The sequence below is a fragment of the Micromonospora yangpuensis genome, from assembly GCF_900091615.1.
Classification (GTDB): domain Bacteria; phylum Actinomycetota; class Actinomycetes; order Mycobacteriales; family Micromonosporaceae; genus Micromonospora; species Micromonospora yangpuensis.
The window spans coordinates 3,812,003-3,836,634 of the sequence record NZ_FMIA01000002.1; the positions used below are offsets into that span (position 1 = coordinate 3,812,003).

General features: G+C 74.1%; 23 protein-coding genes and 2 pseudogenes. 19 read left to right on the top strand and 6 right to left on the bottom strand.

Translation table 11 applies throughout. The features are described from left to right. Nucleotides 1-28 precede the first annotated feature (28 nt). A pseudogene (locus tag GA0070617_RS17280) lies at nucleotides 29-1,202 on the bottom strand (lycopene cyclase family protein); the annotation flags it as partial. Nucleotides 1,203-1,413: 211 nt separating this feature from the next. Between GA0070617_RS17280 and GA0070617_RS17285 the strand changes: the two are divergent. The 9 genes from GA0070617_RS17285 to GA0070617_RS17325 all read left to right on the top strand — a co-directional run bounded on the left by GA0070617_RS17285 (nucleotide 1,414) and on the right by GA0070617_RS17325 (nucleotide 10,410). Continuing rightward, nucleotides 1,414-1,896 (top strand): hypothetical protein, encoded by a 483-nt coding sequence (locus GA0070617_RS17285; RefSeq protein ID WP_091439114.1) that lies wholly within the window; start codon nucleotides 1,414-1,416, stop codon nucleotides 1,894-1,896. Between the two features lie 217 nt (nucleotides 1,897-2,113). Beyond that, nucleotides 2,114-2,716, top strand: a complete 603-nt coding sequence (locus tag GA0070617_RS17290; RefSeq protein ID WP_091446578.1) for a class F sortase — start codon at nucleotides 2,114-2,116, stop codon at nucleotides 2,714-2,716. 156 nt (nucleotides 2,717-2,872) lie between these two features. Beyond that, nucleotides 2,873-3,292, top strand: a complete 420-nt coding sequence (locus tag GA0070617_RS17295; protein ID WP_229688585.1) for a YchJ family protein — start codon at nucleotides 2,873-2,875, stop codon at nucleotides 3,290-3,292. A 236-nt stretch (nucleotides 3,293-3,528) separates the two neighbouring features. Continuing rightward, entirely contained in the window at nucleotides 3,529-6,147 is a 2,619-nt protein-coding gene (gene lanKC / locus GA0070617_RS17300; protein ID WP_091439117.1) for a class III lanthionine synthetase LanKC, read from the top strand. Between the two features lie 6 nt (nucleotides 6,148-6,153). Then, nucleotides 6,154-6,273, top strand: a complete 120-nt coding sequence (locus tag GA0070617_RS17305; RefSeq protein ID WP_091439120.1) for a SapB/AmfS family lanthipeptide — start codon at nucleotides 6,154-6,156, stop codon at nucleotides 6,271-6,273. A 50-nt stretch (nucleotides 6,274-6,323) separates the two neighbouring features. Further along, nucleotides 6,324-6,443 carry a SapB/AmfS family lanthipeptide gene (locus GA0070617_RS17310; RefSeq protein WP_091439122.1) on the top strand — a complete coding sequence of 40 codons (120 nt, stop codon included), beginning with the start codon at nucleotides 6,324-6,326 and terminating at the stop codon, nucleotides 6,441-6,443. Nucleotides 6,444-6,499: 56 nt separating this feature from the next. Continuing rightward, complete coding sequence (locus GA0070617_RS17315) at nucleotides 6,500-6,619, top strand: SapB/AmfS family lanthipeptide (protein WP_091439122.1); 120 nt, start codon at nucleotides 6,500-6,502, stop codon at nucleotides 6,617-6,619. Nucleotides 6,620-6,688: 69 nt separating this feature from the next. Beyond that, nucleotides 6,689-8,539: an ABC transporter ATP-binding protein gene (locus GA0070617_RS17320; RefSeq protein WP_091439126.1), complete on the top strand. Its 1,851-nt coding sequence runs from the start codon at nucleotides 6,689-6,691 to the stop codon at nucleotides 8,537-8,539. Beyond that, entirely contained in the window at nucleotides 8,536-10,410 is a 1,875-nt protein-coding gene (locus GA0070617_RS17325; protein ID WP_229688584.1) for an ATP-binding cassette domain-containing protein, read from the top strand. The genes GA0070617_RS17320 and GA0070617_RS17325 overlap by 4 nt, the downstream gene beginning before the upstream one ends. Before the next feature lie 17 nt (nucleotides 10,411-10,427). On the opposite strand, the gene GA0070617_RS17330 is transcribed toward GA0070617_RS17325, so the two are convergent. The 3 genes and pseudogenes from GA0070617_RS17330 to GA0070617_RS32190 all read right to left on the bottom strand — a co-directional run. After that, a complete protein-coding gene (locus GA0070617_RS17330; protein ID WP_091446584.1) occupies nucleotides 10,428-11,012 on the bottom strand; it encodes a response regulator transcription factor in 585 nt (194 codons plus the stop codon). A 148-nt stretch (nucleotides 11,013-11,160) separates the two neighbouring features. Then, nucleotides 11,161-11,772: a response regulator transcription factor gene (locus GA0070617_RS17335; RefSeq protein ID WP_091439130.1), complete on the bottom strand. Its 612-nt coding sequence runs from the start codon at nucleotides 11,770-11,772 to the stop codon at nucleotides 11,161-11,163. A gap of 860 nt (nucleotides 11,773-12,632) precedes the next feature. After that, nucleotides 12,633-13,397 (bottom strand): annotated as a pseudogene (locus GA0070617_RS32190) (membrane protein); the annotation flags it as partial. A 250-nt stretch (nucleotides 13,398-13,647) separates the two neighbouring features. Here GA0070617_RS32190 and GA0070617_RS17345 point away from each other — a divergent pair. The 9 genes from GA0070617_RS17345 (at nucleotide 13,648) to GA0070617_RS17385 (ending at nucleotide 21,178) form a co-directional block, all read left to right on the top strand. Continuing rightward, nucleotides 13,648-14,346, top strand: a complete 699-nt coding sequence (locus tag GA0070617_RS17345; protein WP_091439138.1) for a tryptophan 2,3-dioxygenase family protein — start codon at nucleotides 13,648-13,650, stop codon at nucleotides 14,344-14,346. A gap of 58 nt (nucleotides 14,347-14,404) precedes the next feature. After that, the gene (locus GA0070617_RS17350; RefSeq protein WP_229688583.1) at nucleotides 14,405-15,679 is read left to right on the top strand and encodes a tryptophan 2,3-dioxygenase family protein; all 1,275 of its coding nucleotides are present in this window, start codon (nucleotides 14,405-14,407) and stop codon (nucleotides 15,677-15,679) included. Next, entirely contained in the window at nucleotides 15,676-16,854 is a 1,179-nt protein-coding gene (locus GA0070617_RS17355) for an aminotransferase class V-fold PLP-dependent enzyme (RefSeq protein WP_229688582.1), read from the top strand. The genes GA0070617_RS17350 and GA0070617_RS17355 overlap by 4 nt, the downstream gene beginning before the upstream one ends. Before the next feature lie 86 nt (nucleotides 16,855-16,940). Then, nucleotides 16,941-17,558, top strand: a complete 618-nt coding sequence (locus GA0070617_RS17360; protein WP_091439144.1) for a copper chaperone PCu(A)C — start codon at nucleotides 16,941-16,943, stop codon at nucleotides 17,556-17,558. Continuing rightward, nucleotides 17,555-18,784, top strand: a complete 1,230-nt coding sequence (locus GA0070617_RS17365) for a Dyp-type peroxidase (RefSeq protein ID WP_091439147.1) — start codon at nucleotides 17,555-17,557, stop codon at nucleotides 18,782-18,784. Before GA0070617_RS17360 ends, GA0070617_RS17365 begins: the two co-directional genes overlap by 4 nt. Further along, nucleotides 18,781-19,314 carry a copper resistance CopC family protein gene (locus tag GA0070617_RS17370; RefSeq protein ID WP_091439150.1) on the top strand — a complete coding sequence of 178 codons (534 nt, stop codon included), beginning with the start codon at nucleotides 18,781-18,783 and terminating at the stop codon, nucleotides 19,312-19,314. The genes GA0070617_RS17365 and GA0070617_RS17370 overlap by 4 nt, the downstream gene beginning before the upstream one ends. A gap of 45 nt (nucleotides 19,315-19,359) precedes the next feature. Then, a complete protein-coding gene (locus GA0070617_RS17375; protein ID WP_091439154.1) occupies nucleotides 19,360-20,244 on the top strand; it encodes an ABC transporter substrate-binding protein in 885 nt (294 codons plus the stop codon). A gap of 162 nt (nucleotides 20,245-20,406) precedes the next feature. Continuing rightward, entirely contained in the window at nucleotides 20,407-20,787 is a 381-nt protein-coding gene (locus tag GA0070617_RS17380) for a YbaB/EbfC family nucleoid-associated protein (protein ID WP_091439158.1), read from the top strand. Beyond that, nucleotides 20,780-21,178: a type VII secretion target gene (locus GA0070617_RS17385; RefSeq protein WP_229688581.1), complete on the top strand. Its 399-nt coding sequence runs from the start codon at nucleotides 20,780-20,782 to the stop codon at nucleotides 21,176-21,178. Before GA0070617_RS17380 ends, GA0070617_RS17385 begins: the two co-directional genes overlap by 8 nt. A gap of 46 nt (nucleotides 21,179-21,224) precedes the next feature. Here GA0070617_RS17385 and GA0070617_RS17390 read toward each other — a convergent pair whose 3' ends face one another. Next, a complete protein-coding gene (locus GA0070617_RS17390) occupies nucleotides 21,225-21,701 on the bottom strand; it encodes an RICIN domain-containing protein (protein ID WP_175440567.1) in 477 nt (158 codons plus the stop codon). Between the two features lie 228 nt (nucleotides 21,702-21,929). Between GA0070617_RS17390 and GA0070617_RS17395 the strand changes: the two genes are divergently transcribed. After that, nucleotides 21,930-22,871, top strand: a complete 942-nt coding sequence (locus tag GA0070617_RS17395; protein WP_091439167.1) for a TIGR01777 family oxidoreductase — start codon at nucleotides 21,930-21,932, stop codon at nucleotides 22,869-22,871. Between the two features lie 78 nt (nucleotides 22,872-22,949). Here the strand turns inward: GA0070617_RS17395 and GA0070617_RS17400 are convergent, their stop codons facing one another. Then, nucleotides 22,950-24,287: a serine/threonine-protein kinase gene (locus GA0070617_RS17400; RefSeq protein ID WP_091439170.1), complete on the bottom strand. Its 1,338-nt coding sequence runs from the start codon at nucleotides 24,285-24,287 to the stop codon at nucleotides 22,950-22,952. Nucleotides 24,288-24,632: the final 345 nt, after the last annotated feature.

Here is a 24,632-nt window from a genome sequence, read left to right on the forward strand (position 1 = left end):
ACCGGCGCCGCCGGCACGGCCGGGCGCAGCCGGGCCGTCAGGCGGGCGGCGGCGTCACCGGCCGTCGCGGTGACCATCGGCAACAGCCTGGTCGTGCTCATCACCGCCAGTTCCTCGGCGGGGGTGCTGGTGCCGTCGAGGAACCGCAGCACCCGCTCGGCCGGGTTACGGGCGAAGAGCCGGGCGAAGAAGTCCGGCCCGCCGACCGTCCCGGCGTCCAGGGCCCGCAGCGCGACCGCGTCCATCCACCGGTGCCGACGCGGGTACGCGGGCGCGGGCACCGGTGGACCGCCGGCGGCCACGGCCCGGGCGACCTGCTCGGCCTGGCGGTGCATGGCGGAGAAGGTGAAACCGGTGGAGCCCCGGGTGGCGCCACCGGCGGTGCCGAGGCGGACCACCCGGGGTGAGGGGCGGGCCACGAAGGGGCCGTCGGTCATCGGGATCACCCCGTTCTCCACCTCCCGCACCCGCAGCGTCGCCGGGTCGAGCCCGAGCAGGTCGCGGTACCCGGCCAGCGCCCGGTCGTAGGCCTCGGAGGTGAGCAGGCCCGGGGTGAACTCGGTGTACTCGATCAGGGCGTACCGGCTGTCGACCGGCAGCACGTAGCCGAAGGAGACACCCCGGGCCGGTTGCCGGGTGCGGAAGTCCATCAGGACCGCCCGGTCGGGGTCGAAGACCGGCGTGGCGGCCTCCACCCACCAGCCCCGGAAGTGCTGCAGCCAGGTGGTCCGGCCGGCGCGCTCCGGTGGGCGGGGACGGGAGTCCAGCACCCACCGGGCCCGCAGCAGCGGCTGCCCGTCGGGGGCGTTCACCCGTACCCGCTGCCCGTCGTCGTCGAGCCGGCCGACGGCCGCGCCGATCCGGATGGCCGCCAGCCGCCGCTCGGCCTCGGCGGCGCGGGCGTAGAGCGGGGCGGAGCGCAGCATCGCGTACCGCAGCGGGGTGAGGTAGAGCAGCCGGCGGCCGGCCGGGGTGGTCACCTCGACCCGGTCCCAGCTCGCGCTGAGCAGTGGGTCCAGGTCGTCGTCGGGTGTGCCCCAGAAGGCCCAGGTGCGGTCCTGGCCACGCTTGTGCACCGGGTCGACCACGGCCACCCGCAGGCCGCGGACCCGGTGGCGGTCCAGGGCGGCCAGCACGAGCGACGCCGCACCGCCCCCGCCCACCAGGGCGAGGTCGACGTCCGGGACAGAGGTGACGCTCACCTTCCTGAGGCTGCCACACCGCCCGCCCGATGCCGGCGGCGGCGTACCGGGACGTGCCGGGGTGAACACGGGACGGCAACGAAGATTTCTCATTTTCACCGGATGGAGGACCCAACCGCCCTAGTGTTGGGCACACCGGTGCTCGTCACGGAGTTGGCCACCCGAACGACGTCCCACGCAGTCAGCGGACGAAAAGTGAGGGAACACGCGTATGAAGACGAAGACACTACCCGTAGCGGCGGCGCTCGGCGTGGGACTCGGCACGGTGCTCCTCCCGGCCGCCGCGCTCGCCGACACCACCGTGTCACCGGCGACCACACCGGTAGGCGGGACGGTCGTGCTGACCAGCTCCTGCAATCCCAAGAGCGGCGACGCGATCTTCCGGGTCACCGGCCCGGACCGGGACCAGAACGTCCGCTCCACCACGGCCGCCGCCGGCGGCGGCCTGAGCGCGGAACTCTTCACCGCCGGCTTCACCCTGGGCAGCTACACGGTCACCTCCACCTGCGGCGACGGCAGCGACGCAGGCAGCGCGACCTTCACCGTCACCCCGATCGGGGGCGCCCCGGCCGGAGACGGTGGCGGTGGCGGCGCGCCGGAGCTGATCGCGGCGGGCGGGGTGCTGGTGGCGGCGGCGACCGGCGGCACGGTGCTGCTGGTCCGCCGCCGGCGGCAGCGCACCACACCGGCCTGAGCCCCGCATCCGGGCCGACCTGAGCCCGGGCAGTCCGACCCATCCCTGACGCGGGTGCCCGTCCCGGTTCGCCGGGGCGGGCACCCGTCGACGCGTACGGAGGTGAGCCGTGAGCGGCTGCGCTCCCCCGCCCGGGGCCCGGCCTCCGGAACCGACCGGGTCGGCCGACCGCACCGGGACCAGCCGGCGCCCGGGGCAGCCGGTCGACTGGGGACCGCTGGCGCTCGGGCTGGCCGGGGTGCTCGGCGTGGCACTGCTCGTCGCCGGCCTGACCCTGGCACCGGCCCGACCACCCGGGCCGTCCGAGGCGGCCCGCCCGGCGGGTCCGGCCCTCGACCGGCCGGGACCGGCCGTGCCGGCACTGCCCCGGGCCGCCCCGGTCCGGGTGACCATCCCGGCGATCGGGGTACGCGCACAGGTGGTTCCGGTGGCCGCCGACGCCGCCGGGCAACTGGAGGTACCCCCGCTGGACCGGCCGACGGTGGCCGGCTGGTACCGGCTCGGGGTGAGTCCCGGCGAGCCGGGCAACGCGGTGCTGGTCGGTCACGTCGACTCCCGACAGACCGGCCCGGCGGTCTTCTTCCGACTCGGTCAGCTCCGGCCGGGCGACACCGTCGAGGTGGCCCGTGCCGACGGGCGCAGCGCCCGCTTCACCGTGGACGGTGTCGCGTCGTACCCGAAGGAGCAGTTTCCCAGCGCGCTGGTCTACGGCGGCGACGGCACCGCCCGGCTGCGGCTGCTCACCTGCGGCGGCCGCTTCGACGACGCCCGCCGCGCCTACCTGGACAACACCGTCGTCTTCGCCACCCGGATCGGCTGAACCCACCGGCCGGGACCGCCGACTGCGGGCGCGGCCACCGCGCGGCCCGGACCGCCGACTGCGGCCCGGGTCACCGGCGGGTCGCGCCGAGCGCGGGTGGGGTCGGTCGGTGCACCCCCGGTGGGGTGGGCGTTCACCGGTGGGGACAATGGTCAGGTGGCGAAACGGGGGGCCCACCGGGCGGTGGGTGGCGAGTCGGTCCGGCCCTGCGCGTGCGGCTCCGGCACGACGTACGGCCGGTGCTGTCGACCGTTGCACCGGGGTGAGGCGCACGCCGCCACCGCCGAGCAACTGATGCGCTCCCGGTTCAGTGCCTTCGCCGTCGGCCACCGGGACCACCTGCTGCGCAGCTGGCACTCCTCGACCCGCCCGACCGGGCTGAGCCTCGACCCCGCCCAACGGTGGTTGCGGCTGGAGGTGCTGGACCGCGAGCGCGGCGGCCTGCTGGACAGCACCGGCACGGTCGAGTTCCGGGCCCACTACCGCACGGCCGGCCGCACCGGCACGCTGCACGAGCGCAGCCGGTTCGTCCGGGAGGACGGACGCTGGGTGTATCTCGACGCGTCGACCGGCTGAGCCGTCCGCCTCCGCCGACCAGACCCCGGCGACTGACCGACCGCCTGCGCCAGGCTGACCGACCGCACCGCGACAGGTGGCCGATCGCGCGGTCCAAACGTTACATCTGTCACGAACTAGCGTGCGGCACGCACCCGCTTGTCATGACTAACCGCACTGGAGGTGGTCGGTCCCATTGACGAGACTTTCCTTCGCCGGGACGACAGGCCGGCGGCTCAGCGAAGGGGAGGTGCCAGGTGGACGAGCGCTACGACAGCTACTGCGCCGCAGACCCGCTGTTCTACGACTCGCTCGGCAGCGTGACGACCCAGCCCGGCTTCCCCACCGCCGCCCGGCCGCTGCCCGAGGGCTGGCAGAGCGAGCCGACCGGCGACTGGCTGATCTACGCCCCGGTCGACGGCACGCTGCCCGAGCAGGGCTGGAAGATCCACGTGTCGGCCACCCTGACCAACGCCGACGAGGTGCTCGCGGCGGTCTGGGACTACTGCGTCCCCCGGGGCCTGGCGTTCAAGTTCCTACGTGGACCGCGCACCCTGCTGATGCGCAACTCCAAGTACGCCGCCCGGGGCGCCAGCGGCAAGTTCGTCACCGTCTACCCACGCGACGAGGCGGAGCTGGAGCTGACCTGCAAGGAGCTCGACGAGCTGCTCGCCGGCCAGGACGGCCCGTACATCCTCAGCGACCTGCGCTACCACGCCGGTCCGGTGTACGTGCGCTACGGCGGCTTCGCCGCCCGGTACTGCCAGTCCGACGAGGGTCAGGTGGTGCCCGCGATCGCCGACGACAGCGGCACCCTGGTCCCGGACCGCCGGGACCCGGTGTTCCACGTGCCGTCCTGGGTGACGCTGCCCGACTTCCTCGCGCCGCACCTGGCCGCCCGCAACGGCTCCCGTACCGACGAGCTGCCGTACCGGATCGAGAAGGTCATCCACTTCTCCAACGGTGGCGGCCTCTACGTCGGCCGGGACCTGCGCAGCGACACCCAGGTGGTGCTCAAGGAGGCCCGTCCGCACGCCGGGCTGGACGCCGACGGCGCCGACGCGGTGGCCCGGCTGCACCGCGAGGCGGACAACCTGCGTCGCCTGGCCGACCTGCCGCAGGTGCCCCGGGTGCACGACGAGTTCGTCTTCAGCGACCACCACTTCCTGGCCCTGGAGTTCATCGAGGGCCGGGCGTTGAACAAGGAGATCGTCGAGCGGTACCCGCTCATCGACGCGGACGCCACCGACGCGGACCGGGCCACCTACGCCGACTGGGCCCGCAGCGTCCACGCCCAGGTCGAGACGGTGATCGAGGAGATCCACGCCCGCGGGTTGGTCTACGGCGACCTGCACCTGTTCAACGTGATGATCCGGCCGGACGACACCGTCGCGCTCGTCGACTTCGAGGTGGCCGCCCCGATCGACGGCCACCGCCGGCCGGGCCTGCGCAACCAGGGCTTCGCCGCCCCCCGGGACCGCACCGGGCCGGCCGTCGACCGGTACGCCCTGGCCTGCCTGCGGCTGGCGTTGTTCCTGCCGCTGACCCAGCTCGTGCGGCTGGAGACGACCAAGGCCGCGCAGTTGGCCGATGTGATCGCCGAGGCCTTCCCGGTGTCCCGGGACTGGCTCACCCCGGCGGTCCAGGAGATCACCGGCAGCCCGGCGACCTCGGAGGCCGCGCCGGTGACCGGGATGACCGCGCCGGACTACCGCCCACACCGGTGGGACGCGCTGCGGGCTTGCCTGGCCTCGGCGCTCCTGACCAGCGCCACCCCGCAACGCGACGAGCGACTCTTCCCCGGCGACATCGAGCAGTTCCGCAGCGGTGGCCTCAACCTCGCCCACGGTGCCGCCGGGGTGCTGCACGCCCTGGCCGTCAGTGGTGCCGGGCAGTGGCCGGAGCACGAGCAGTGGCTGCTGCGGCGGGCCACGTCGCCGGTCTCCGGCACCCGGTGCGGCTTCTACGACGGGCTGCACGGGGTCGCCTACGCCCTGGACGGGTTGGGGCGTCGGCAGGGCGCACTGGACGTGCTGGACATCTGCCTGCGCCAACCCTGGCAGGACCTCGACCACAGCCTGCGCGGCGGGCTGGCCGGGATCGGACTGAACCTGCTGCACCTGGCCGAACGGACTGGCGAGACGCGGCTGCGTGAGGAGGCCTGGCGGGTCGCCGAGCGCCTCGTCGAACAGGTCGCCGTCGACCCGGGCGGCGAGATCAGCGGCGGCCGGAACCCGTACGCCGGGCTGCTGCGCGGCCGGACCGGGCCGGCCTTGCTGCTGCTGCGGCTCTACGAGGCCAGCGGAGACCGGACGCTGCTGGCACACGCGGCCACCGCGCTGCGCCAGGACCTGCGCCGCTGTGTGGTCCGCCCGGACGGGGCGCTGGAGGTCAACGAGGGCTGGCGCACCATGCCGTACCTCGCCGAGGGCAGCGTCGGGATCGGTCTGGTGCTCGAACGGTACCTACGGCACCAGGACGACGAGCAGTTCCGGACCGCCACGGTGGGCATCCGGCGGGCCGCCCGGTCGCCCTTCTACGCCCAGACCGGGCTCTTCGCCGGCCGGGCCGGCATCATCGCCTACCTGGCCGCGACCAGCACCGCCGGCGACGAGCCGGATGCGCTGCCGGCCCAGGTACGCCGGCTGGCCTGGCACGCGCTGCCGTACGCCGACGGGGTCGCGTTCCCCGGCGAGCAGCTGCTCCGGCTCTCGATGGACCTGGCCACCGGCACCGCCGGTGTGCTGCTCGCGGTGGCCGCCGCCCACGGCGAGGCCGCCGCCGGACTGCCCTTCCTCGCGCCCGCACCGGGCGCCCCACGACTCCCCCGGCGTTCCGGGGGCGACCAGACCGATCCGACGACCGAAGGGAGGTGACACGACATGGCGCTTCTCGACCTCCAGGGCCTGGAGATGGCCCCCGCCGACCGCACCGGCGACGGCAGCCGGGCCAGCCTGCTGCTCTGCGGCGACAGCTCGCTCTCCGTCACCACCTGCAACTGACCTCCGTTCCCCCGCACTTCTGCTCGACCTCTCGAAAGGACGTGACCACGATGGCGCTTCTCGACCTCCAGGGCATGGAGATGGCCCCCGCCGACCGCACCGGCGACGGCAGCAAGGCGAGCCTGCTGCTCTGCGGCGACAGCTCGCTCTCCGTCACCACCTGCAACTGACCTCTCGGCCCCAGCGCGGTGACCGTGACCTACCGATTCGAAAGGAGGTGACCAGAATGGCGCTCCTCGACCTCCAGGGCATGGAGATGGCCCCCGCCGACCGCACCGGCGACGGCAGCAAGGCGAGCCTGCTGCTCTGCGGCGACAGCTCCCTCTCCGTCACCACCTGCAACTGATCACGGCAGCACGGCGCCCCGGGCGGTGGACGCAACACCGCCCGGGGCCGCTGTGCGTGGGAGGACAGCATGGACGTACCCGCCGGAGCCGACCGGCTGCTGCGCTGGGCGGTACGCGCCGGCGGCGGCTGGACGTTCGGGCTGGCGGTGGTCGCCCTGGCCGGTGCGGTCGCCGAGTTGCTGCTGCCGCTCACCCTCGGCCGCGCCGTCGACGCCGCCCTGGGCGGCGACGGCGGCTGGTGGCCGGTGGCCGCCTGCGCCCTGGTGGCCCTCCTGATCGTCACCGACACCGTCGGCGACCTGGCCACCGGGTACGGGGCGGCGCGGGCCACCGAACGGGTCCGCGTCCGCCTGCTGCGCCACCTGTTCGCACTCGACGTCCGGCAGGTCCGCCGGTATCCGGTGGGTGACCTGGTGGGCCGGCTGGTGGCCCAGGCCGCCGACACCGGGCAGGCCGGCAACGCGGTGGTGCTGGGCGTCGTGTCGCTGCTGCCGCCGGTGGGCAGCGTGGTCGCGTTGACCCTGCTGGAGCCGGTGCTGGGGCTGACCCTGCTGGCCGGGCTCGTGGTGCTCGCGGTGCTGATGCGGGCCTTCGTCGCCGACGCCTCCGCCGCCGTCGGGGCGTACCAGCGGACCCTGGGCGCGATCGCCGGGCGGCTGCTGGAGGCCAGCGGCGGGGCGCGTACCGTCGCCGCCGCGGCCACCACCGACCGGGAGGTCGACCGGGTGCTGACCACCCTGCCCGAGCTGGCCCGGCACGGCCGGCACGGCTGGCAGGCGCTGGCCCGGGCCAGCGCCCGGACCGCCGCCGTCGCGCCCCTGCTCAGCCTGGCCGTGATCGCCGTCGGCGGGTACGCCCTCAGCGCCGGCTGGCTCACCCCGGGGGAACTCGTCGCCGCCGTCCGGTACGCCGCCCTCGGCGCCGGCCTGGGCGCGGTGGTGGCCACGCTCAACCGGCTGGTCCGCAGCCGGGCCGGGGCCGGCCGGGTCGCCGAGCTGCTGGCCCGACCGGCCACCCCGGACGGACACCGGCCGGTGCCGGCGGGTCGGGGTGCGTTGCGGCTGCACCGGGTGACCGTACGTGCCGACGACGGACGACCGATCCTCGACGGCGTCGAGCTGGACGTGCCGGCCGGCGCCACGCTGGCGGTGGTCGGGGCGTCCGGGGCCGGCAAGTCCACGCTCGCCGCGGTGGCCGGCCGACTGTACGACCCCGACGAGGGCGAGGTGCTGCTGGACGGGGTGCCGTTGGCCGAGTGGGACCACGCCGCGTTGCGCACCGCGGTGGGCTACGCCTTCGAGCGGCCGGTGCTGGTCGGGGCGACCATCCACGAGGCGGTCGGCCTGGCGCTGCCGCCCGGATCCGCCGCCCCACCCGCCGGTTCCGCGCCGGCCGGCGCGGCGGTGCTGCGGGCGACCCGGGACGCCGCCATCGCCGACTGTGTCGCCCGGCTGCCCGACGGCTTCCGGACCCGCACCGAGGCCGCGCCGCTGTCCGGCGGCGAGGCACAGCGGTTGGGGTTGGCCCGGGCGCTGGCCGCCGGGCGGCTGCTCATCCTCGACGACGCGACGTCCAGCCTGGACACCGCCACCGAGCACCGCATCGCCCGCGCGGTGGCCGGACGGGCCGGTGACCGTACCCGCCTGATCGTCACCCACCGGGTCGCCACCGCGGCGGCGGCGGACCTGGTCGCCTGGCTCGACGCGGGCCGGCTACGGGCGGTCGGCCCGCACCGACGGCTCTGGGCCGACCCGGCCTACCGCGCGGTCTTCACCCCCACCGACCCGGTCGCGACACCGCGTGGCCCGGCGGATGCGACCGCGGCGACACCGGGCGGGCCTCCCGCCCCACCCACCGGCCCGACGGCCGCTGCCGGCACCCCGGCGGGTACGCCGGCCGGGACCGGGGGGAAACGGTGAACGGCGCCCGGGTGGGTGCCGGGGTGGGCCGGGTCACCTGGCGGGCGCTGCGGGACCGACGGTCGGCGGTCGGCCGGCTGGCCGGCTGGTCGGTGCTGGAGTCGCTGCCGACCCTGCTGACCGGCTACCTGCTGGCCCGCGCGGTGGACCAGGGATTCCTCGCCGGACGGTTCGGTACCGGCCTGGCCTGGCTCGCGCTGCTCGCGACGGCCGTGCTGATCGCCGCGGCGGCCACCGGCCGGGTGTACCGGGGGCTCGGCGCGGTGGTGGAGCCGTTCCGCGACGACCTGGTGACCCGGGTGGTCACCGCGACCCTGCACGACGCCACCCGGGCCGCCGCACCGGCCACCGCCGACCCACCCGGCACGACGGTGATCCGGGAGCCGCGCAGCGCGGCGGTGATCCGGGAGCCACGCAGCGCGGCGGTGACCCGGGAGCCACGCAGCGCGGCGGTGACCCGGCTGACCCACCAGGTGGAGCTGGTCCGGGACACCTTCGGCGGCCTGCTGATGGTGGTACGCGGCTTCCTGTTCTCCGGCACCGCGGCCCTGCTCGGGCTGCTCGCCCTGGCCCCGGTGGTGGCTGCCCTGGTGGCGGTGCCGCTGGTGGTGGGTCTGGCGGTGTTCGCGGCGGCGTTGCCCGCGATGGCCCGCCACCAGGGCGGGTACGTGCGCGCCGGTGAGACGCTCGGCGAGGCGGCGGCCACCGCCCTGGCCGGGCACCGCGACGTCTGGGCCTGTGGCGCGCAGGACCGGGTGGTCGCCGAGGTCGACCGGCGGGTACGCGCACAGGCCACCGCCGAGCGGACCGTGGCCCGGATGACCGCGGTCCGCAGCATCAGTCTCGGGCTCGGCGGTTGGCTGCCCCTGGCGGTGCTGCTCTTCGCCGCGCCGTGGCTGGTCCGCCAGGGGTTGACCCCCGGGGAGGTGCTCGGCGCGCTGGTCTACGTCAGCACCGGCCTGCAGCCGGCCCTGCACGCCCTGGTGCAGGGGGTGGGCGGCGGCGGGCTGCGGTACGTGGTGACGTTGGACCGGATCCTGCGCACCAGCGTCCCGCCCACCGGTCCGACCTGGACCGGTCCCCCGGTCGGCGGCACACCGACGATGGCCCCCGGGCGGGTCGGTACCGGCCCGGACACGCCGGTGGCCGGGCGGCTGTGCCGGGTCACCTTCCGGCACGGGCCCCGGGCTCGGGCCGTACTCTCGGATTTCTCCCTCACCCTGCCGGCCGGCGACCACCTGGCCGTGGTCGGCCCCAGCGGGGTCGGCAAGTCCACCCTGGCCGCCCTGCTGGCCGGCCTGGTCACCCCGGAGGCCGGCACGGTCGAACTGGCCGGACGCCCGGTGCGGGGCACCCCACCGGAGGTGCTGGCCGGGCGGCGGGTGCTGGTGCCGCAGGAGGCGTACGTCTTCACCGGCACGCTCGCCGACAACCTGTGCTACCTCCGACCGACGGTGGACGCGGCGGCGCTGTGGGCCGCGCTCGACGCCGTCGGCGCCGGGGCCTTGGCCGACCGGCTCGGTGGGCTGGCCGCCCCGGTCGACCCGGCGCGGCTCTCCGCCGGTGAGCGGCAGCTGATCGCCGCCGCCCGGGCCTGGCTGGCCCCCGCCGCACTGGTGATCCTCGACGAGGCCACCTGCCACCTGGACCCGGCCGCCGAGGCACGGGTGGAGGAGGCATTCGCCGCCCGCGACGGCACGCTGCTGGTGGTGGCGCACCGGATCAGCTCCGCGCTACGGGCCCACCGGGTGCTGGTCCTCGACGGTGGCACACCACAGCTGGGTGGGCACCGGGAACTGCTGGACCACTCGGCGACCTACCGGGAACTGGTCGGCTACTGGGACGATCAGGCGGTACTACCGGCGCGGTGAGCGACGACCTCGGTCGATCAGATCCAACCCGCCTCCTGGGCCACCCGGACCGCCTCCACCCGGGTCCGCGCCCGGCACCGGCGGGTGATCCGGCTCAGGTTGTTGCGGACCGTGCCCGGCGACAGCCGCAGGTTCACGGCGATCTCGGCGACCGGCGACCCGGCCGCGGTCAGCCGCAGGATCTCGGTCTCCCGGTCGGTCAGCGGGCTCGTCCCGTCCAGCGCGGCGACGACGAGGTTCGCGTCGACCACCGGCTCGCCCCGGGCCAGCCGACGGACCCCGTCGACCACGCTCTGCGGCGCCACGTCGGTGCCGAGGATGCCGACGGTACGTCCCTCGGCGAGCATGTCGCACAGGTCGCGGGCGCGCCGGGGCTCGGCGAGCACCAGCACCGGGCACCGCCCCACCGCCGCGCCGACGTCCCCGTCGAGCAGCGCCAGGTCGACCACGGCGACGTCGGGACGGTGCTCCCGCAGCACCGAGGAGACCCGGTCGCCCCGGTCGAGTTCGGCCACCACGCTGATGTCGTGCTGGGCGTCGAGAACGAGCGCCAGAGCGCCCCGCACCAGGGCACCGTCGAGCGCGAGCAGAGTACGTATCACGGCGGCCTTTCCTCTCGCACCGGTAGGGAGCGACACGTGCGCCACCCGGCGACCGTCGGTGACCATTGCAACACGACGGACCCCGGACCGCCCGTCGAGCAGTGCGCAATCTCGCGGAAGCCGGCTCGCCTTCCGCGACCGGACTGGGTCACAACCAGCCGTCGCGCTGCGCCCGGCGGATCGCCTCCAACCGGTTGCGGCTGCCGGTCTTGTGCAGGATCGCGGAGAGATGGTTGCGTACGGTGCCGTGCGCGAGAAAGAGGCGTCTTGCGGTCTCCTTCAGCGGCAGCCCCTCGGCGACGGTCCGCAGCACCTCCAACTCCCGCCTGGTCAGCGGGCAGGCTGTGGGTTTCAGGGCGGCCACCGCCGCGGTCGGGTCGATCACCCGCTCCCCGGCGGCCATCGACCGGACCATCCGGACCAGTTCGTCGACCGGTCCGTCCTTACCGAGGAAACCACGCACCCCGACGGCCACGGCGGCCCGCAGCACGCTGGGGTTCCACCGGCCGCACATGGCCAACACGGCGGTGCCCGGGGCGACCCGTTCGACCTCGCCGATCGCCTCGAAGGTCTCCGGTGGCGCGTCCGAGGGCAGGTCGACCACGACCACGTCCGGCCGTTCACGTCGGACGACGGTGGGCAGGTCGGCCACCGCGGCGGCCTCGGCGGCCACGTCGATGTCCGGCTGCCCGGACAACGCGGCGCAGAGCGCCCCACGTAACAGGCCCATGCTCTCCACCACGACCACCCGGATCGTCACACGCTCTCCGATCTTGGGAAGAGCCGGACGGTGGCCGGACGGGCGCAGCGCGGGCCGGCCTGATCCGCCCGGTCAGGAGCCCGCACATCGTAGGCACGTAACATCGGCGTAGCACAGAGTAAACAACCCGACAGTGAACTTCCGCCGGTCGATCCGCCGGTGCGGCCGGGCGGGCAGTGCGGTGCGGTGGGGCGGCGCAGCGGTGGGGCGGCGCGGGGCGCGGACCCGATCAGCGGAGGGTCCCCTCGTCGGCCCGGACACGACAGCGGCCGGGGCCGCCGACTGGTGTCGACGGCCCCGGCCTGGGTACTTCCGCGCCGAACCGGGTGCGGTTCGCCGGGGCGGGCTCAGCGTTGTTCGTCGGCCCCGTCCGGGCGCCGGGTCGACTCGCCGTCGGTGCCGCCGCCCTGCCGGGGGATGAACCGGGTCGCGTCCACATCGCCGCGCGGCAACACCCCGGTCGCCTCCGGGTCGTCGCGCCGGATGACCCCCGTGGCCTCCGGGTCGTCGCGCGGGATGACCGTGGTGGCCTCCGGGTCGTCGCGCCGGATCACGCCGGTCGCCTCCGGGTCGTCCTGCGGGATCACGCCGGTGGCGTCGGGGTCGTCGCGCCGCATGATGGTGGTGGCCGCCAGGTCGGGCCGGGGAATGACGGTCGTGGCCTCGGGGTCGTCGCGCCGGATCACGCCGGTGGCCTCCGGGTCGTCCTGTGGGATCACACCGGTGGCGTCGGGGTCGAAGTCGCCCGGAGCAGCCGGGCCGGCCGCGGCGGCCCGAGCGGCCTCCTCGTCCCGCCGGGCCTGAGCGGCCTCCTCGTCCCGCCGAACCTGAGCGGCCTCCTCGTCCCGCCGGGCCTGAGCCGCCTCCTCGTCCCGTCGGACCTGAGCCGCCTCCTCATCCCGCCGAGCCTGAGCCGCCTCCTCATCCCGCCGGGCCTGGTAGGCGCGGGCGTGCGAGACGATGGTGCGGGATTCCTGCTCGGCACGGCTGAGCCAGCCCTCCCACCGGTACTGCATCGGCCGGACCAGCCCGCCGCCGACACCCACCACCAGGATGCCGCCGACGGTGGCGAGCACCGCGATCAGTACCGGCGTGGTGACCGTGGTGGCGATGCCGATCTGGTTGAGCGCGGCGATGACGCCCAGGCCGAGGATGAACCAGGACGCCACGTTGGCCAACATCCGCCCGTAGGACAGACCGCCCAGGGCGCTGCTGATGATGTCCTTGACCGCGTTGGCGATGGCCGCCGCCACGACGATGATGACGATGGCCACGAAGGCACGGGGCAACCAGCCGATGATGCCGGCGATCAGGTCGGAGATGGGGTTGGGTCCCCAGATGCCGAAGGCCAGGTAGAGGGTGAGCAGCAGCACGCCGTAGTAGGCGAGCTTCGCGACGATGTCGCTGGCGTCGTACCTGGACCTGGCCAGTGCGGTGCGGATGCCGCCGCGTTCGACGGCCCGGTCGAAGCCCACCCGCTCCAGCACCTTGTCGACGATCTTCAGAACGGCCTTGGCGACCAGCCAGCCGGCGACCAGGATCGCCACGAAGGCCAGCGCCTTCGGCAGGAACAGCAGCACGGCACGGAACGCGTCACCCACGGCGTCGCCGACGTTGTCGGACATGAAAAGGGTCCCTCCACACGGTCGGGGCGGACAGTAGGGACCCCATCTTCCCCGAGCCGCAGATGGACAAACCCGGCGGGTCGTACCCGAAGCGGGTCCCGGCCTGCCGACGCGGGCCCCGCCGACCCCGGGGGACCTTCGGTGATCGGGTAGTGACACATCGGCACATCGGCCTGCATAATTGCCGCTGCCACGCGCCGGCACGCCGTCGGTCTCCGACGCGCCGACGCCGAGTCGAAGGGACCACTGCGTGAAGCGGGACCACTGCCCGATGCTGCCGGGCGACGGCACCACGGACTACGCGCGCTACATGCGTACCGACGCCCTGCTCGACCTGCAGCGACGGCCGGCGGAGATGCTGCACCGCGACGAGTTGCTCTTCCAGGTGGTGCACCAGTCCACCGAACTGTGGTTGAAGCTCGCCGTGGCCGAGCTGACCGAGGCACTCACCCGGCTCGACGCCGACCAGCCGGCGGCGGCCGAGGCCCTGCTGGTCCGGGCGACGCTGGGCGTCCGGCTGGTCACCGCGCAACTCGACATGCTGGAACACCTCCGCCCGGCCGACTTCCAGACGATGCAGCCCGCGCTGGGCAACGGCTCCGGTGCCGAGTCACCCGGCTGGCGAGGGCTCCAGGCGGTCAGCCGGCAGCTCGGCCGGTCCTTCGCCGCCCACCTCGCCGCCCGGCGCGTCACCCCGGCGGCCCTGCGCGAGGCGGATCCGACGGACCCCGCCCGCCGGCTGGCCGAGGCCATGTGGACGTGGGACGAGCAGGTGTCGCACTGGCGGGCCCGGCACTACCAGATCGCCCTGCGCATCGGTGGTCACGCCCCCGCCGGCACCCCGGGCAGCCCGGCGACGATGCTCGCCCGGCTGGTCGAACACCGGTTCTTCCCGGAGCTGTGGCCACCGCAGCCGAGCACGGTCGAGCGCGCCTCCCGGACGGATTGAGACAGCCGGAGTTCGACCCGCACCGTCCCGATCTGACTGGAATCCCGAGGTGCTCCACGTGCGCGATGTGACCCGCTGGCTGTCCGGCGCGGCCGAACCCGACAGTTTCCCCTACTCACCGGTGCTGCGGGAGTTCCACCGGGTGGGCAAGCACTTCGTCGCCCCGGACCTGCTCGCCCTGCTCGACCAGAGCCGGATCCGGGTGCGTCCGGCGGCGGACCGGCCCACGGGTGACGCCCGGCTGCTGTGCGACTTCCTGGACGTGGCACTGGACAAGTGGGACGGTCGGTACGACTACCGCAGCTACCTGGCCCTGCCGGTGCTCCGGCTGACGGGCCCGCCCCGACAGACCGACGACGCCGTCGAGCCGACCGACGCGCGCCGGGCCCGGGACCGGCTGCTCGTCGGCCTGGTCGCCGACGCGTTGGCGTTCGAGCTGGCCGCCGGGGTGGACACCGACCTCCTGGCCGAGCTGCGTCCGGGGCCGCAGGTGGTGGCCAAGCGCTGCCGCCTGGGCCTGCGGGCGGTCCGGCCGGCGCTGGGCCGGCTGGGCCTGACCACCACGACGGTCGCCGAACCGGCCGCGGCGGCGGCCGCCGCCGCGCTGCACGCCATGGTCACCGCCCTGGACGACCCGACCGACCGGCAGGCGTTGCGGCTGAGCATGCTGCCGGTCTACGTGTCGCACGACGAGTACCTGTTCATCCGGGTGCTCCAGGCGTACGAGTGTCTCTTCGTGGGGCTCGCCGCCGAGCTGCACGCGACCATCGCCGCGCTGGCCGCCGGGGCGGCCCGCACCGCCGCCGAGCGGCTGGCGTACGCCCGGGAGCTGCTCAGCACCGCCAGTCCGCTCTTCTCGTTGCTGGCCACCATGCAGCCGGCGGCCTTCCGCACGTTCCGCGCGTACACCGAGGGGGCCAGCGCCATCCAGTCCCGGTCCTACAAGCTGATGGAGTCGCTGTGCCGTACCCCCGACCGGTCGCGGCTGGACTCGGCCGCCTACCGGTCGGTGCCGGAGGTCCGCGACCGGGTACGCGCCGGGCAGCCCTCGGTCGACGAGGCGTACCGGGCGGCGGTACGCGGCGGTCGGCTCGACGCCGCGGAGCAGGCCCTGCTGGTCGGGCAGCTGCACGGCTTCTCCACCGCCGTGCTGCAGTGGCGGCGCACCCACCACGGGCTGGCCACCCGGATGCTCGGCCCCCGCCCCGGCACCGGCTACACCGAGGGTACGCCCTACCTGGCGGCCACCCGGGGCATCGCGGTCTTCACCGCCGTCGCCCCCGAGTCCGGCGCGCCGTCACCTACCGAACCGACTGGAGGCTGCCCCGCGTGAGCGCACCCGAACTGGCACCCGACATCGAGACGCCCCGGTGCCTGGACCCCGCCGCCCACACGGCGTTACGCGCCGAGTTTCCCCTGCTGGAGACCTGTGTCTACCTGAACAACAACTCGACCGGCGCGGTGCCCCGGGCGGCCGAGCGGGTGCTGACCGACTACTGGGACACCCTGCGTACCTGGCGGGACGACGTCTGGCAGGGCTGGCACGTCGGCCTCGACCGGTACGCCGACTCGGTGGCCGCCCTGATCGGCGCGCCGCCGGGCAGCGTCATCACCGACGCCAACCTGAGCACCCTGCTGGCCCGGGTGGCGTCCTGTTTCGACTACCGCCCGCCCCGCGACCGGGTCGTCACCACCGACCTGGAGTTCCCGACCGTGCCGTTCATCTTCGACGCGTTCCGCCGTTACGGCGCCCGGCCCGTGGTGGTCGGCTCCGGGGGGCCGGACTTCGACCTCGACGCCCTCGACGCCGGGATCGACGAGCGGACGTTGCTGGTCTGCGTGCCGCACGCCAGCTTCACCTCCGGCGCCACCATCGACCTGCCGCGCCTGGTCGACCGGGCCCACCAGGTGGGCGCGCTGGTGGTGGTGGACGCCTTCCAGACCGTGGGGACGGTGCCGCTGGACGTGACCGCGCTCGGCGTCGACGTGGTGCTCGGTGGGGCACACAAGTGGTTGTGCGGGGTGGGCACCGCCTTCCTGTACGTCCGCCCGGAGCTGGCGGCGACGCTGGAGCCGGCGGCCACCGGCTGGCAGGCCGGCGACCGGGCGTTGACCTTCCGCCGGTCGACCGGGTGGGCGGCCGACGCCCAGCGCTTCGCCGGCGGCACCCCGTACCCGCTGACCTCGCTGGTCTCCCAGGTCGGGCTGGACCTGCTGGCCGGCGTGGGCGTCCCGGCGATCCGACGGCACTCGCTGGCGCTGACCGGGCGGGTCCTGGAGCTGGCCGGGGCCGCCGGCATCAAGGTGGTCAGCCCGGTCGAACCGCACCGGCGGGGCGGGGTGGTGTGCCTGGACGTGCCCGACGGTGAGGCGGTCAAAAGGCGGCTGGCCGACCGGAACATGATCTGCAGCTGGCGGGGCTGGCTGCGGGTCGGACCGCACGTCTACAACACCCTCGACGAGGTCGAGGTCTTCATGGCCGCCCTGACCGAGGAACTCCGCCGCTGAGCGCAGACGCGCTGAAGGACGGCGGGAACCGGATCAACCCCTCGCCCGACCAACCAGGAGGAATCACGATCACGAGAAGGTAACCGATGAGCAGCAGTACCCGGCTCGGCCGACGCCGCGCCCTCCTCCTGGCCGGCACCCTGGTCCTGGCCGTCGCGGCCACCGGCTGCGGGTCCTCCGACACGACGACCACCGGCGGGCCCAGCCCGTCCGCCCCGCCCTCGGCCTCGACGCCGACGGACGCCGGGGCCGGGGTGCTGGAGATCCGCGACCCGTGGGTGAAGGCGGCCGACACCGGCATGACGGCGGCCTTCGCCACCCTGGCCAACACCGGGGACACCGACGTCACCCTGACCGGCGCCTCGACCGACGTCTCGGTGATGGAGGTACACGAGATGGCGATGCGGGACGGCAAGATGGTCATGAAGCCCAAGGAGGGCGGTGTGGTCATCAAGGCCGGCAGCAGCCACGTACTGCAGCCCGGCGGCGACCACCTGATGCTGATGGACCTGCGCGAGCCGGTCCCGGCCGGCGCCGAACTGGCCATCACCCTCACCTTCGCCGACGGCCGCAGCCAGCGGTTCACGGCCGTGTCGAAACCGTTCACCGGCGCGCAGGAGAGCTACTCCCCCGAGCACGGCGGGCCCAGCCCGATGCCGGGCGGCAGCGCGACGCCCGGGATGACCATGAGCCCGGCGTCGTGACCGGTGCCCCCGGCTCCCCCGCGGTGAGCAGACGTGGGCTGCTCGCCGCGGGGGCCCTCACCGCCGGTGGCGCGCTGGCCGGCGGCGCGGCGGTCGCCGTCGGCACCGGCCGACCGGACGCCCCGGCCACCCCGCCGGTGCCGGTGGCGGCCGTCGGTACGGCGGTCGAGCCGTTCCACGGTGCCCGCCAGGCCGGGATCGCCACCGAACCGCAGGCGCACGCGGCGTTCGTGGCGTTCACCCTGCGCCCGGCGACCGACCGGGCGGCACTGGGCCGGTTGCTGCGGCTGCTCAGCGACGACGCCGCCCGGCTGACCCAGGGCCGGCCGGCGCTGGCCGACACCGAGGCCGAACTCGGGCTGCTGCCGGCCCGACTCACCGTCACCTTCGGCTTCGGGCCCGGCCTGTACCGGGCCGCCGGGCTGGACGACCGCCGACCGGCGTCCGTGGTCGACCTGCCGTCGTTCCGCATCGACCGGCTCCAGCCGGCCTGGTCCGGTGGGGACCTGCTGCTGCAGATCTGCGCCGACGACCCGATCACCGTCGCCCACGCCCAACGCGTACTGGTCAAGGACTCCCGGCCGTTCGCCACCGTCCGGTGGGTGCAGCAGGGATTCCGCCGCAGCCCCGGCGTCGAGGCCGGCGGACACACCCAGCGCAACCTGTTCGGCCAGCTCGACGGGACCGCCAACCCGCAACCCGGCACCCCGCTGGACACCGCCGTCTGGATCCCCGACGGGCCGCCGTGGCTGCGCGACGGCAGCACCCTGGTCGTGCGGCGGATCCGGATGGACATGGAGACCTGGGACCTGCTCGGCCGCACCGACCGGGAACTGGCCGTCGGCCGTCGGCTGGACACCGGCGCACCGCTGACCGGCACCGCCGAACGCGACGAGCCCGACTTCGCCGCCACCGACGAGTCCGGGCTGACGGTGATCCCGGACTTCTCCCACCTCACCCGGGCCCACGTCACCGACGACCGGTTCCGGATCCTGCGCCGGCCCTACAACTACGACGGGGTACCGGCCGCCGACGGCAGCGCCGACAGCGGTCTGGTCTTCGCCGCCTACCAGGCCGACATCGAACGCCAGTTCCTGCCCATCCAACGTCGGCTCGCCGAGCGGGACCTGCTCAACGAGTGGACCACCCCGATCGGGTCGGCCGTCTTCGCCGTACCGCCCGGCTGCCCGGCCGGCGGCTGGATCGGAGAGCAGCTACTCGGATGAGAACCCGAATCGTGTTGGCGCTGTCGGGTGTCGTGGTGGTCCTGCTCGGCACGCCCACACCGGCGTGGGCGCACAACTCGCTGCGCGCGGCGACCCCGGCCCAGAACGCCACCCTGACCACCGCACCGACCCAGATCACCCTGGACTTCCAGCAGCGCATCGACCCCGCCTTCACCACCATCGTGGTCACCGACGCCAGCAGCCGCCGGATCGCGGCGACGGACCCGGTGGTCACCGGCGCGACCGGCACCGCCCGGCTGACCGAGACCCTGCCCAACGGCAGCTACCTGGTCGCGTACCGGGTGGTATCGGCCGACGGCCATCCGGTCCAGGGCTCGTACCCGTTCACCGTCGCCGACCCCACCGCGCCGCAGGTCGCCCCGCCCACGCCCGCCCCGGCCGCCGCCGCGGCCCCGGACGACCGCCGGTGGACCTGGCTCGCCGTGGCCGCCGGCACGCTCGCCACGCTTGCCGGGCTCGTCGTGGTGACGCTCATCGGCCGGCGGCGGCGCGCCCGTCCGGCCCGCTGAGCACCGGGTACGGGCCGAGCGGCGGGACAGGGCACCATGGGAGGCATGCGCCTGGTGTCGTTGCTCCCCTCCGCGACGGAGATCGTCCACGCCCTCGGCCTCGGCGACGACCTCGTCGGGGTCACCTTCGAGTGTGACCACCCGCCGACCGCCCGCACCGACGCCACCGTGGTCGTCGGCGGCCGGGACACCCGGGGCATGAGCCCCGCCGAGATCGACGACTACGTACGCGCGCAGCTGGCCGCCGGTGGGGACCTCTACACCCTGCACGCCGACGCGTTGTCCGGGCTCGCGCCCGACCTGATCCTCACCCAGGACCTGTGCCGGGTCTGCGCCCTGCCGTCCGGGCACGTCTCCGACGCCCTCGACCATCTCGGCTGCCGCGCCGACGTGCTGTCGTTGGACCCGTACTCGCTGGACGAGGTCCTGGCGACCATCATGGAGGTCGGCGAGCGTACCGGCGTACCGGAAAGGGCCGGCGCGCTCGTGGCCGACCTGCGGGGACGACTCGCGGCGGTGGCCGCAGCGGTCGCCGGGCGACCACGACCCCGCGTCGCGGTGGTCGAATGGGTCGACCCGCCCTTCCCCGCCGGACACTGGGTGCCCGACCTGGTACGCGCCGCCGGCGGGGAACCGGTGGCCGCCCGCCCCGGCAGCCGGACGGCCCAGACCACCTGGACGGAGTTCGTCGAGGCGGCCCCCGACGTGGTGCTGGTCTCCCCCTGCGGCTTCCATCTGCCGGGCGCGGTCGAACAGGCCCGGCTGGTCGCCGAGCGGCTCCCCGACGCGGCGATCTGGGCGATCGACGGGGACGGCCTCGTGGTACGCCCCGGCCCCCGACTCGTCGACGGCGTCGAGGCGATCGCGGCGATCCTGCACCCGGACGCGGTACCGGCCGCCCCCGCCGGGACGGTCGCCCGGGTCGCCTGACCGGCAACCCCCACCACCGGTACGCAGAGCGACCGGTTGGTACCGTCACCGTGGCGCGGCATCGCTGTCGGTGGCGATCCTGACGGGTGACGCTGGTGTGATTGCCGGCCTCGTGTGGTCGGTGCCGGTCGCGGCCGGTGGGGTCCCCTGGGGAGGGTCGGCATGTGGTCCGACGAGGCCGCGCTGGACGCGGCGGCGCGACGGCTCGACGACTGGGAGGCCGGCTTCGCCGACCGGGCGCAGCGGGCCCGGTCCCTGGCGGCGCGGATGCGCAAGCTGACCGGCACCGCGCAGAGTCCCGACCGCAGCATCACGGCCACCGTCGACTCGTCCGGCCGGCTCCTGGACCTGCGGCTGGACGAGAGCACCCGGCAGCACTCCGCCGCGCAGACCGCCCGGCAGGTCCTGGCCACCACCCGGGCCGCCCACGCCGACCTGCTCCGGCAGGTCACCGACGCGACCCGGGACACCCTCGGCGACGACCCGGCCGGGCAGGCTGTCATCGACGCGTACCGGCCCGGTCCGGGTGGCACCGGTGCGTGACCCCCTCCAGGTCCGCCCCGGGGACCTGACCGCACACGCCGGGCACCTCGACCGCACCGCCGCCAGCCTCGACACCGCCCGCGCCGCCGGCCAGCACGTCCGGCTCGGCTCCGAGGCGTACGGGCAGCTCTGCGCGATGATGCCGGTGCTGCTCGGCGGCGTGCAGCGGACCCTCGTGGACGGCATCGGCACGGCAGCCGCCTCCGTCCGCGACACTGCCGGACGCGTGCGTACCAGCGCCGATGGCTACCGCGCCACCGACGCCCGCGCCGAACAGCTGCTCGACCGGGTCCAACCCGCCGGTCAGCCCGACCCGGTCCGCGTATTCACGCAGCAGGATCGCGCCCGCGTGACCGACCACGCCCTTCCCGCCCGAGCAAATCCCGTCTGACGGACCGCCCACTCGAGATCGCCGCTGCCGTGGAAAGCCGCGGAGATCATGCGCCGAGTCGGGTCCACCACTGGTGTTGTCCCCAATTGGACTGCCCGGTGTAGACCGCGCCGTCGAAGTTGCTGTCCAGGATCAGGCCCGTCGCCCGGTTGCCCCAGAGGTACGAGGTGATCCCGTGATCACTGCCGATCATGTCCCAGATCTGGTGGTTGCCTCCGTTGCACGGCAGGGCGTACACGGCGCCGTTGAAATTGCTGTCCAGGCACCAGCCGGAGGCCCGGTTCACGAAGGTGTACCCCCCGTTCACCACGTTGAGGATCCAGTGCTGATTGTGGACGTTCGAGTAGCAGGGAAGCGTGTAGACCGAGTTGCCAGAGCTGTCTAGGCATCGCTTCGTGGCGTAGTTGCGCAGGGCCGTGGTGTCGGCGGCCAGTGCCGGCTGGGCGGCGACCACGAGACCGGACGCCACCAGGCCGATGGTCATGGTGACGCGGAGCAGGCTGCGGGTGAGCAGGTTCTTCACAGTACCTCCGATGCGAGTGCTTGACGTGAAGGTACGGTGGCGCCATTCGGCTCCGCGTCGGCGAAAACTACGTACGTGGGTGCCACGCAAAGTTAGGTGAACGGCCCTCTCAGCCCCCTCGACGGACATCACGATGTCGTCGTGCACGGGACCGACAACGGACTGCGCTGCCGCGTAGGCTCGTCATGAAGGGGAACGGTGCGCGAAGGTACCGGGTGGGGGGGGCTCGTGAAGGTCGTCATTCCCGGTGGCACCGGGCAGGTCGGTTCGATCCTGGACCGGGCGTTGACGGAGGCGGGCCATGACGTGGTCCTCCTGACCCGTTCGCCCCGGGGCGAGCGTCAGGTTTACTGGGACGGTGCCACGCTCGGCGACTGGGCCGAGCAGATCAACGGCAGCGACGTGGTCGTCAATCTGGCGGGCCGCAGTGTGAGCTGCCGGTACACCGCGGAGAACCTCGACGCCATGATGCGCTCGCGGGTGGAGTCGACGCGGGTCGTCGGCGAGGCCATCGCCCGGGCAGCCCGTCCGCCCCGGGTGTGGCTGCAGATGAGCACCGCGACGATCTACGCCCACCGCCTCGACGCGGCCAACGACGAGGACAGCGGTCTGATCGGCGGCAGTGAGCACGGGGTGCCCGGGTACTGGGCGTACAGCGTCGAGATCGCGCGGAACTGGGAAGCGGAGCAGGAGCGGGCGGAGACCCCGTACACCCGGAAGGTCGCCCTGCGGTCGGCCATGGTGATGAGCCCCGACCGCGGTGGGGTGTTCGACGTGTTGAGCTGGCTCGCGCGGCTCGGGCTCGGCGGACCGGTAGCCGGTGGCCGCCAGTACGTCTCGTGGATCCACGATCTGGACTTCGTCCGGGCTGTCCGGTTCCTGATCGCACGCGACGATCTCACCGGCCCCGTCAACCTGGCCGCTCCGGGTCCGGTGCCGCACCGGGAGTTCATCCGGGAACTGCGGGCGGCCTGGCGGATGCCCGTCGGTCTGCCGGCCACCAGATGGATGGCCGAGGTCGGTGCGTTCGCGATCCGGTCAGACACCGAACTGCTGCTGAAGAGCCGGCGGGTCGTCCCTCGCCGACTCTCGGAGGCCGGGTTCACGTTCGACCATCCGCGGTGGCGGGCCGCCGCCCTGGACCTGGTGTCGCGGCGTCGCCGAGGTTAGGAGCCGACCTCAGCTCGACAGGCCGACGGGCCGGGTCGGTCGATGCTGGAGGCGGGCCAGGCGCATCGACGGTAACGGTCACGAGCGGCGGTTGAGGCGGAAGGGGCGGCGGACGGCGACGAACTCGTTGAGGTCGGTGGCCTCGGCGCTCTGCCGACGGGGCAGGTCGGTGGGGATGTCCGGCCGGGCCTCGTCGGCACCCTCCGGGCCGGCCCGGCCCATCCGGCGCAGCCCGAACTGCCGCCGCAACTGCACGGTCCGGTGGTCGTTCGGGCCGAAGACCTTGGTGTGGTCGTCGATCAGCCCGGCCAGTTCCTCGCTCATCTGGTCGGTGAGTCCGAGCAGGGCGTGGCAGGTCGCCACCCTCGACCGGTAGGTCAGGGCCCGCTCGGAGAGCGGGCCGTGGCGGTTGGCGACGTCGTCGGCGAGTAGCCGGTAGACCGCTGCGGCCTGCCGGTAGTCGCCGTCGGCGAAGAAGGCGTCGGCCTGCTCCGAGCGCAGGGTCAGCACGTGGCCCTCGGTGAAGGCGCCGACGGTGACCGGGCGCGGCCCGGCGGCGAGCATCCTGCTCAGGGCGCGGGCGTAGAGGCGTACCCCGTTGGGGGTGGTCGGTGATTCGACCACGCCGGGGATGGGCGCGAGGTCGGTCACGTACGCCAGCAGCAGCTGGTGGACCACGTCGGCGTCGGCGAGCCGTTCCTCGGGGCGTTTGCGCAGCATCTCCAGGACCAGGGCCTCCAACCCGACCGGCACCTCCGGCCGGGCCTGGCGCAGCGGTGGGGGCTCGTCGCGGACCTGCCGGTTCATCACCTCGAAGGGGGTGGCGCCGGCAAAGGGGCGCCGGCCGGTGAGCAGCTCGTGGATGGTGCAGCCGAGCGCGTAGATGTCACTGGCCGGGCCGCTGACGTTCGACTCGATCCGCTCGGGGGCCATGTACTCCGGTGTGCCCATCATGAGCCCGGTCACGGTGATCAGCGACGAGTTGCTGAGCGCCGGCGCGACGGCGAGCCCGAAGTCGAGCACCTTGACCGTGCCCTCGGGCTCCAGCATCAGGTTGCCCGGCTTGAGGTCGCGGTGGATGAGCGAGGCCCGGTGTGCCGCGGAGAGCACCGCGCAGACCTGGGCGGCCACCGCAGCTACCCAGCCGATCGGCAGGCGCCCCTCCTCGACCAGGAGGGTGCGCAGGCTGACCCCCCGGATGCGCTGCATGACCAGGTACGGCCGTCCCTTGTGGGTGCCCACGTCGTAGACGGCCGGCACGCCTGGATGTTCCAGGTGGGCGGTGATCCGCGACTCGCGGACGAAGCGCCGGGTGTAGTCGTTCTCGGCCGCCTGGTCACCGGCGGGAAACCGGATGAACTTGACCACCACCTGCCGGTCGAGCCGGATGTCCCGGCCGAACCAGACCTCCCCCATGGCTCCCTGTTCGGAGGGCCGCTGCAGTAACTCGTAGCGGCCGTTGACAAGTGTTCTCCGCCCCACAGCCGCTCCAGTCACCTGTTTCGATCGGTACCCGAAGGCTAACGAAACCGAAGTCCACTGTAGTCAGCGACACTACGCAGTGCTATCGAACGGTGCACCCTGGTGACGCCCGGGGTCGGAGTCTACCGGCAGGTGTCGACCTGCCGACGAAGGACACCCACCGACCGAAACCACCTCGTCACACCCGACCTATGGATGATCGGGCGGCCTTCCGGCCGTCCCGGGTGATAGCCAGGAGTCAATTTACGACTACCGTCGGCTGATGCCAGCCCACCGACG

What these genes read in the sequence shown, in the direction of transcription:
- GA0070617_RS17285 (WP_091439114.1), top strand. Translation starts at nt 1,414, where the DNA reads ATGAAGACGAAGACACTACCCGTAGCGGCGGCGCTCGGCGTGGGACTC.
- GA0070617_RS17305 (WP_091439120.1), top strand. Translation starts at nt 6,154, where the DNA reads ATGGCGCTTCTCGACCTCCAGGGCCTGGAGATGGCCCCCGCCGACCGC.
- GA0070617_RS17310 (WP_091439122.1), top strand. Translation starts at nt 6,324, where the DNA reads ATGGCGCTTCTCGACCTCCAGGGCATGGAGATGGCCCCCGCCGACCGC.
- GA0070617_RS17315 (WP_091439122.1), top strand. Translation starts at nt 6,500, where the DNA reads ATGGCGCTCCTCGACCTCCAGGGCATGGAGATGGCCCCCGCCGACCGC.
- GA0070617_RS17320 (WP_091439126.1), top strand. Translation starts at nt 6,689, where the DNA reads ATGGACGTACCCGCCGGAGCCGACCGGCTGCTGCGCTGGGCGGTACGC.
- GA0070617_RS17360 (WP_091439144.1), top strand. Translation starts at nt 16,941, where the DNA reads ATGAGCAGCAGTACCCGGCTCGGCCGACGCCGCGCCCTCCTCCTGGCC.
- GA0070617_RS17370 (WP_091439150.1), top strand. Translation starts at nt 18,781, where the DNA reads ATGAGAACCCGAATCGTGTTGGCGCTGTCGGGTGTCGTGGTGGTCCTG.
- GA0070617_RS17375 (WP_091439154.1), top strand. Translation starts at nt 19,360, where the DNA reads ATGCGCCTGGTGTCGTTGCTCCCCTCCGCGACGGAGATCGTCCACGCC.
- GA0070617_RS17380 (WP_091439158.1), top strand. Translation starts at nt 20,407, where the DNA reads ATGTGGTCCGACGAGGCCGCGCTGGACGCGGCGGCGCGACGGCTCGAC.
- GA0070617_RS17400 (WP_091439170.1), bottom strand. Translation starts at nt 24,287, where the DNA reads ATGGGGGAGGTCTGGTTCGGCCGGGACATCCGGCTCGACCGGCAGGTG.